We start from the raw sequence: 7,843 nt of genomic DNA, 5'->3' as shown, positions 1-7,843 counted from the left end.
GGGGTTAGGGCGAGGGGTGGGTTGACTCCTGACTCCTGAGGACTCCGTAGTTATTTATTTATCACTGTTCAACCGGACATGATATTACTTGCTTGGGGTGGACTGTTAATTAGCGAAAGGGAATTCCAGTCAAAAGTCAAAAGTAAGATTTTATCAGCTCAAAACTTTAATCCTACAGTATAGGAAATTATTTAACATTTAAAGTTTGAAACTATTTGTGACATCTTTAAAGTGAAGAGGTAATTATCAATTATCAATTAATGAAAATGTACCACCACCGAAATTCTTTATCCATAGCAAAATAGGCCATGATTTTTTGCTTAGTTTTCTAGGGTTGTTTTTTTATGTGTGAAAAAATCTGGCGTTCAAGATGTTATATCAAATCCGCCTAATTGCATATAGATCCAATAATGTCATAATCAGAATTTTAAGCTATTGATTATTGTGAGGTTATTTAACCGGATTTGGTATTACCCGATCCGTAGCTCTTGGGACGTTCAATTCATCTTTCCATTGACTAACGCTACAGAATTATGTTTGCACTAACATACCTCTCATGCTACTGTAACATACCTAACTGTCGAGGAGGACTGCCTATTCCTGCTTAATTCATCCATTCATTTACCAACGCTAAAAGTTTTGACTTTCAGTAATGCAAGCTAACTTTTGTAGTAGTGTTTTGCCAACGTCTCTGAAGGCAACTCCCCAAACATGGCTTTGTAATCTTGAGTAAAATGACATGGACTGTAAAACCCAAATTTACTGGCGAGAATGCTTATAGTACAATTTTCGGGTTCCCTTGCTTTCAGGAGTTGTCGCACTGCATTAAGTCGTCGCACCTTGAGATAACGCATCGGACTCACGCCAAATAAATCTTTAAAACCAAAAGATAACGCACAACTGCTAGAACCTAAATTTTGAGCTAGTTGTTTTAAAGTCAGAGGTTTTTCTAAGTCTGTTAACATTTCTTTTTCAGCTTGGGCAATCAACTTTTCTCTTCGGGAAGCTTTGAGGAAAGACTTGGAATTTAACTTAATGGGAATCTGACTAATCAACAAAGGAACGAAATCATCGGCAACCAGTTTTTCAATATGAGGGTTTTGAAACCAAGTTGGTTGGTGTACTGATAACCAAATCAGTTGTTTTAAGTAATCTTTAATTTCTTGTATTCCAGTTGGTAACAAATTCACATGACGTTTACTCCGGAAATTATCGTCTAGATCGTGGCGTTGTAGTCGATCTGCATAAGCATTAAAAGTTTCAACGGGCAGTATAAGCTCTATCACCGTTGCACCGTGAGGAAATACTGAGTCTATTTCTCTATGACCATTGAACCCAAAAATAGTTCTTTGAGGTTTAATAGGGCAACGAAAGGAGTAATATTCTTTTTCATTCTCAGACCAAATTATCGCGAAAGAGATGTATCCTTTTGGACTTTCACCTGATAATTGAACGCCTTGATTCGCTTGAGCGGACATGAAATGTAAGTTACCAACTTGAATTGATGAAAACTCAGCTAGAAGAGAACCGGGAGTGAGTTGTACGCTCTCGAGCCCTTGATAATAAAAAAACTCTTTGAAACCATCCAAATCTGTAAATGATTTGGAGATAATCTTCGGATTCGTCATCCCAGGAGCATCTTTAGTTTGGGTAATTTTACTATTGTTTGTATTCATAAATCAACTTACTTTTACACCACCACATCAAAAAAAATAATCAAACCAATTATAAATAAAATTTATATTTATTCAGATTTAGTTATTTAATTTGTATATATCAGAAAGTTATAATTTTCGTATATCTACAGAGATAGATTACCAGTAAACTAACCTTAAAGTCCTTGAATTACCCAATAACACAAGCTCATCCCAAGGCTACTTTGATTGTGGTTTGGGACATAGCTTGAATTTGTATTGGCCCTTTTAACAAGGTTTTAGTGATGTTTTTCAATAGATCGTCTTTTGTTATGAGGTTATACCCATGTCTTTTGTAAATAGAAAATCGGATTTTGATTAGGAAGAAGAGTACGCATACACCCTCGGAGTGCAGGCATTTATCTATGCGTTTCCTTGGGCTAGAAGTCGGGTTTAAGTCTCTAGGGGTTGATACATCCAATAAGTTTTATATTTTCCAAAGGTATAGCAGTACGCAAATAGGTTAGGACATTTTTAAATCCTGTTTGCGCAGCATGACCTAGGAAAACCCTTTTACAGTCTTCTGTTCCCTATTCCCTAGCGCGTAGCGCTATAAATGTTGTCTCTCATCTCTCCAGCACGGAGAGATGGTTATCGACACAAGCTAGCGGATTTGATATCACAACAGTTCGAGCAAAATCTGTCCTCAAAAAAATTATAGTAATTCAAGACAAAAGTGCTTTCAAATCAGGAAAATAATCAAGAAAAAATAGATATAAATCAACTCAATAATTTAAAAGATAATGAAGTAAACACGAACTTCATGTCGCAGACACAAACAATGGTCAAATCAAATTGGATAGGATTGATACTCTTGTCAACTGCCATTTTGATTTTATCTTCAGCTTCAATTTTGATTCGACTCAGCGAAAACGAACTCGGCCCTTTTGCCACTATCTTTAATCGTCTTTGGATTGCGATTATTGCTTTAGTAGTCTGGAAAACGTTCACGAAAGCACGCTCCCAAATCATTGAGGGTGTTTCCATTGAACCCGAAACCTACACGAAAAAAGATATAGTTCTGAGTGTAATGTCTGGTCTGATTAGTGTACCTTGTGTATTGTTATGGGCTTGGTCTTTAACAGAATCTAGCGTTACCAACTCTAACTTACTCCATAATTTAATGCCATTATTTGTCGCTTTGACTGGATGGTTGTTTTTAGGCAAAAAATTTGATTATTACTTTTTGAGCGGTTTAGTTTTGGGATTGGGAGGAACGATTTCAATTAGCATACAAGATTTCCAGATTTCTACAGATCACTTGATAGGCGATATAGCTGCTTTACTTTCTGCTTGGTTTTATGCAGGGACTTATATGCTTGTTGAAAAACTACGAGAAAAATTTTCGACAACTACAGTGCTTCTCTGGGCTTGCAGTATAGAACTATTAGTTGTTTTTCCTGCAACTTTGCTGACTGAAAATCAACTGTTTCCTTCTTCAATGAACGGATGGTTAGTCGCTATTGGGCTAGGTGTTTTCTGTCAAGTGATTGGTCAAGGAATTATGGCTTATAGCTTGAAGCAGTTTTCATCAGGATTTGTTTCTCTTTTTATATTGCTCGAACCCATTTTTACAGGCTTTTTAGCGTGGATTATTTTTGGCGAGGAATTAACACTTATGAATGGGATAGCTTTCTTAGTTGTTTTAACTGGAATTTACTTAGCTCAGTTGAGTCAAAGTGTAAACAAACAAATCTTGATTCAGGATGAAATTATTTAAAAATTCTCGAAACCTTTACAACCCATCCCAAGGCTACCTATTAGAGTTGTCGCTAAATAGAGGGAAAAAATCGCTCCAACCTAGACAGAGCAATAATTTCAAGGCCTTTTTAGGTGCCAATAGCTACAATCCTTATATAACAAGGTTTTTGGGGGTTTTTGAAGTTATAAAGCGACAAGTCTATTATATAGAATTCGGTTGAAAAGTCGTCATTGCGACGACAGGAAGCAATCTCAGGGGTTTCACGAGATTGCTGCCTTCCACGGAGTGTAAGTCGCAATGACGCAGGCTATAGCAATTATCCGGATTCTATATTACTGCTAGTCCAGTAAAACATCTGTACAATATAAATTTTTTAACTCATAGTATACACACAAAAGTCTCCAAGTACTGTTAGCTCAATCCAAGAATTTAAACTTGCCTATTTTGGACGTGTTCTCTCTCATAGTCGTTTAGGAGAAGTCTACAAACTCTGCTGTCATTCACAGGGAATAGACCTAAAACTTCGACAGTTTGAAGTCGAGCCGAAAGAATTAAAAGCAAAGATGTTAAACCTAAAATCACAATCAGGTACACACATTTGCATCACCGTGCCTTATAAAGTTCAGGCTTTTGAATTGTGTGATTTTTTGACAGAGCGTGCCCGTCAAGCAGGTTCGGTTAATATTATTCGCAATCAACAGGGAGTATTTTACGGTGATAATTCTGATGGAGAAGGTTTTATCAGAGATGTCAAAAGTAACAATAGACTATCTTTTCGCAATAAGAAATTATTAGTCTTAGGTGCTGGTGGCGTGTTGCGGGGAATGTTGATGGAGCTTATCGATCAGTGTCCTAAAAGTATCTTAATTTGTAATCGAAGTCAAGAACGTCTCCAAAAGATTAAACGGGATTTTCCTTTTGATTTGATTAGCACTTGCACTTATAAAAATATTCCTCAAGAGCCTTTCGATTTTATTATCAATGCCACGTCAGCTAGTATTCAGGGACATCACTTACCCTTAAATCCGGCTATCATTGGCCCAGAAACTCATTGTCTGGAGTGTGCTTACAAAATTGCTGAACACACAATATTTCAGAAATGGGCATTCGCTTCTGGGGCGAAATCATCAATTAATGGTTTGGGAATGCTAGTCGAACAAGCCGTAGTTGCCCTAGATTTCTTTTCTAATCTTTCTATCAATTCTAGTCCAATCTTGAAACATTATGAGCGTCAAAAGTCCAACTGATTCCTGGCATGAACTCGGCGATCGATTCGATGTTTTTTTTATTGATTTATGGGGTGTGCTAATAGATGGCGAGCAATGCTTTCCCTATGCTGTAAATGGTTGACATTTCTCAAGAGTCAGGGAAAAACCGTTGTCTTGATTAGTAATACACCAATACCAATCTCTCACTTGTCAAATTAGAATTATAGGTTAGCTGGAAAAATGAAGAAGCTTAACATGAACGAATTTATTAAGAATATCTATGAAGCGGACTCGGTTGTAGGGCGTAGTGGCAAAGTTCATAAACTACACTCCACGGTTGATCGTGAAGAAGGTGAGTTTCTATTTTCTATCATTAATAGTGATTCCACGATCCGCAAAACTTTAGAAGTCGGCTGTGCATACGGACTTTCTTCCCTATATATTTGCTCAGGCATAAGTGAACGACCAGGCGCTTCACACACTATTATAGATCCTTTCCAAAATACCCAATGGGATGGTGTTGGAATCAAGAAATTGGAGGAGGTAGGAATTGATTTCTACAGCCTAATCGAAAAGAAATCAGAATTTGCGCTTCCCAAACTATTAGAAACAAATGAAGGTCAATTTGATTTCATTTTTATAGACGGATGGCACACTTTTGACCATACACTGCTAGATTGCTTCTATACAACTCGACTGCTAAGAGTAGGGGGTATTCTTGCCATTGATGATGTATGCTTTCCATCAGTGAAGCGTGTTGTTGATTTCTTAAAGAATTACCCGTGTTACGAAGAAGTGGGAGTGGTTGGGAAAAAGCTTACAAAATCATGGAAGGAAGTCGGTACAAGGTTTATATTGTCTTCAATTAAGCAAGAAAGATGGGCAAACATCCTATCGAAGAAATTGTATGGGGAAATATTTGAAGATCAAGAGAATAGAATGGTCGCACTTAGAAAAATCCAAGAGGATCAGCGAAACTGGTACTGGCATGATGACGCGTTTTAAAGACAAAGTAGATAACAAGGCAACGGCAATGGAACGTAGCTTCATTGCCTCCGGTGAGCTAATCTGGAGTGTGCTTACAAAATTGCTGAACACACAATATTTCAGAAATGGGCGATCGCTTCTGGGGCTAAATCATCAATCAATGGTTTAGGAATGCTAGTCGAACAAGCTGTAGTTGCCCTAGATTTCTTTTCTAATCTTTCTATCAATTCTAGTCCAATATTGAAGCATTATGAGAGTTAATAGTTTTATTGATTCCTGGCATGAACTCGCCGAGCGATTCGATGTTTTTTTTATTGATTTATGGGGTGTGCTAATAGATGGTGAGCGATGCTTTCCCTATGCCATAGAGTGGTTGACATTTCTCAAGAATCAGGGAAAAACCGTTGTCTTGATCAGCAATACACCAACAATTGGGGCATCTATGTCTGAGCAACTCTTATCTCTGGGTATTAGCCAAACACTTTATCAAGCCATTGTTACTTCTGGAGACACAACTCGATATCTGCTTTCTGCTGATACAGCGGCTAATAAAACAATTGTTGGTTCCCATTATTATTACATGGGTGAAGCTCAACATGAGCAGTTATTGCAGGGTTTACCCTACTCGCGAGTTAACCAACCTCAAGAGGCAGAATTTATACTGCTAACGGCAACAGATTCTGCTTTTGAGTCTCCTCAAGATTTTCAAGTTTTTCTAGAAATAAAAGTGACGATGCTATGTGTCAATCCTGATTTACATACTCTTTCACTCCTAGGAGAAAAGCGATTTTGCGCAGGTTCGGTTGCCCAAATGTATCAACAACTGGGCGGAACAGTGATTTACATCGGCAAGCCTTTTCCAGATATATTTGCCCTAGCTCATTCCCATGTCAACTTTGTAGATAAGGCAGGTATCGTCATGGTAGGTGATACGCTTTATACTGATATCAAAGGTGGGCTTGATTATGGGTTCAAGACAGCTTTAGTGAACAAAAAGTTGTCATCTCAAGATATTAAGCCTGATTATGTTTTCATGCAATTTACTCAATAGTCTGTATCTATGTTTAGTTTTGTAATCCCTTGCTACAATGGTAAGGCTGCTCTCAATAATACACTGCAATCCTTATTTTGGCAGGAAAAATCTATTCCATTCGAGATTATCTTAGTAGATAATAATTCTAGTCGGGATAATCTTGATGAGCTTTATGAAGCCTACAAAGACAAGCTCAATCTCTACTTAATTAAGCAGCCCAAGTTAAAAACTACCTACGCCCTAAGTCGTACTCGTAATCTTGGCTTGAAACTCAGCCAATATCCTTGGATGATTACTCTAGACTCCGACATTATCTTGCCTCCCCACTATCTAACAAAGCTAAGTGCCTATATCAATACAACGAATCGAGATCAAAATGTTTTATTAACAGCAGAACGTATTTTTATCAGTCGTGGTGATATTGAGCCACTGACATGGGACAAACTAACAGAAGCAGTTCCCATTGCAAGTTCTTCTAACTATAATCGTGTTGAAGATCGAAGACTTCCTTACCTCAAAAAATTGGCAACGACTCCTCATCCTTGGGCATTCTTTCATGGTTGTAATACCATTTTTCAAACCCAGAACGCCATTGAAGCAGGTGGGTTTGATGAAGAATATGATGGGCATTGGGGATATGAAGATATTGATTTTGCTTACCGCATCATCACTCGAACCGACTGTAAACCCCTGTACTTGCCCTCCATTTACTGCTATCACCAAGAAGAAGAACATTCTGCCCCAACAAATCTTGATCGTTTCGATAAGTCCAAAAATCCTAATTGGACACGCATCTGTAATCAGATTCCCGGTTTCAAAGAATTCAAACGTCAACAATACCAATCTCTCACTTGTCAAGAACTCAAATTGGATGAATCATAGAAAGCCAGAAATGTTTAATGCTAAAACAAAACTTGACATATTCAATTAAACCAATGCGATGAAAGCCAATTTTTACCTGAACCAAATTAACTTTTTAAACTAATGAACATAACTTATTTATTGACACATATAAGCTTGAAGATAGCGAAGTTTATCTAATAGACTTCTTGCAGAAGTCAGGGAATAGGGAATAGGGAATAAAATTGTTGATTTCATATCTTGAATTGATTTTATTTTTTATTTATGGAGAGAAAATATTAGACATCTCCAAAAATAAAAAATAAAATCAATTCAAGATATGAAATCAACAATTTTATTCCCTATTCCCTATTCCCTG

At 37.3% G+C, this 7,843-nt stretch carries 7 protein-coding genes; 6 read left to right on the top strand and 1 reads right to left on the bottom strand.

Going from position 1 to position 7,843, the window contains the following annotated elements:
* Positions 1 to 659: 659 nt before the first annotated feature.
* Positions 660 to 1,676 carry an AraC family transcriptional regulator gene (locus tag F6K13_RS09400; RefSeq protein WP_240038887.1) on the bottom strand — a complete coding sequence of 339 codons (1,017 nt, stop codon included), beginning with the start codon at positions 1,674 to 1,676 and terminating at the stop codon, positions 660 to 662.
* A 694-nt stretch (positions 1,677 to 2,370) separates the two neighbouring features.
* Here F6K13_RS09400 and F6K13_RS09395 point away from each other — a divergent pair.
* The 6 genes from F6K13_RS09395 (at position 2,371) to F6K13_RS09370 (ending at position 7,506) form a co-directional block, all read left to right on the top strand.
* Entirely contained in the window at positions 2,371 to 3,414 is a 1,044-nt protein-coding gene (locus F6K13_RS09395; protein WP_240041638.1) for a DMT family transporter, read from the top strand.
* Positions 3,415 to 3,776: 362 nt separating this feature from the next.
* A complete protein-coding gene (locus F6K13_RS09390; RefSeq protein ID WP_353735648.1) occupies positions 3,777 to 4,643 on the top strand; it encodes a hypothetical protein in 867 nt (288 codons plus the stop codon).
* Positions 4,621 to 4,746, top strand: coding sequence for a hypothetical protein (locus tag F6K13_RS09385; protein ID WP_275670332.1), 126 nt, complete (start codon positions 4,621 to 4,623; stop codon positions 4,744 to 4,746). Before F6K13_RS09390 ends, F6K13_RS09385 begins: the two co-directional genes overlap by 23 nt.
* Positions 4,747 to 4,859: 113 nt before the next feature.
* Positions 4,860 to 5,609 carry a class I SAM-dependent methyltransferase gene (locus tag F6K13_RS09380; protein WP_161564452.1) on the top strand — a complete coding sequence of 250 codons (750 nt, stop codon included), beginning with the start codon at positions 4,860 to 4,862 and terminating at the stop codon, positions 5,607 to 5,609.
* Positions 5,610 to 5,841: 232 nt separating this feature from the next.
* Positions 5,842 to 6,642, top strand: coding sequence for a TIGR01459 family HAD-type hydrolase (locus F6K13_RS09375; RefSeq protein ID WP_124155259.1), 801 nt, complete (start codon positions 5,842 to 5,844; stop codon positions 6,640 to 6,642).
* A 9-nt stretch (positions 6,643 to 6,651) separates the two neighbouring features.
* On the top strand, positions 6,652 to 7,506 hold the full coding sequence (locus F6K13_RS09370) for a glycosyltransferase family 2 protein (RefSeq protein ID WP_124144390.1): 855 nt from the start codon (positions 6,652 to 6,654) through the stop codon (positions 7,504 to 7,506).
* The last annotated feature ends 337 nt before the right edge of the window (positions 7,507 to 7,843 follow it).

Origin of the sequence: Okeania sp. SIO2B9, from assembly GCF_010672505.1 — a bacterium.
In the GTDB taxonomy this organism is placed as follows: domain Bacteria; phylum Cyanobacteriota; class Cyanobacteriia; order Cyanobacteriales; family Microcoleaceae; genus Okeania; species Okeania hirsuta.
Note: the sequence above shows the minus strand (reverse complement) of the source record. Positions and strands in the feature narration are given on the sequence as shown.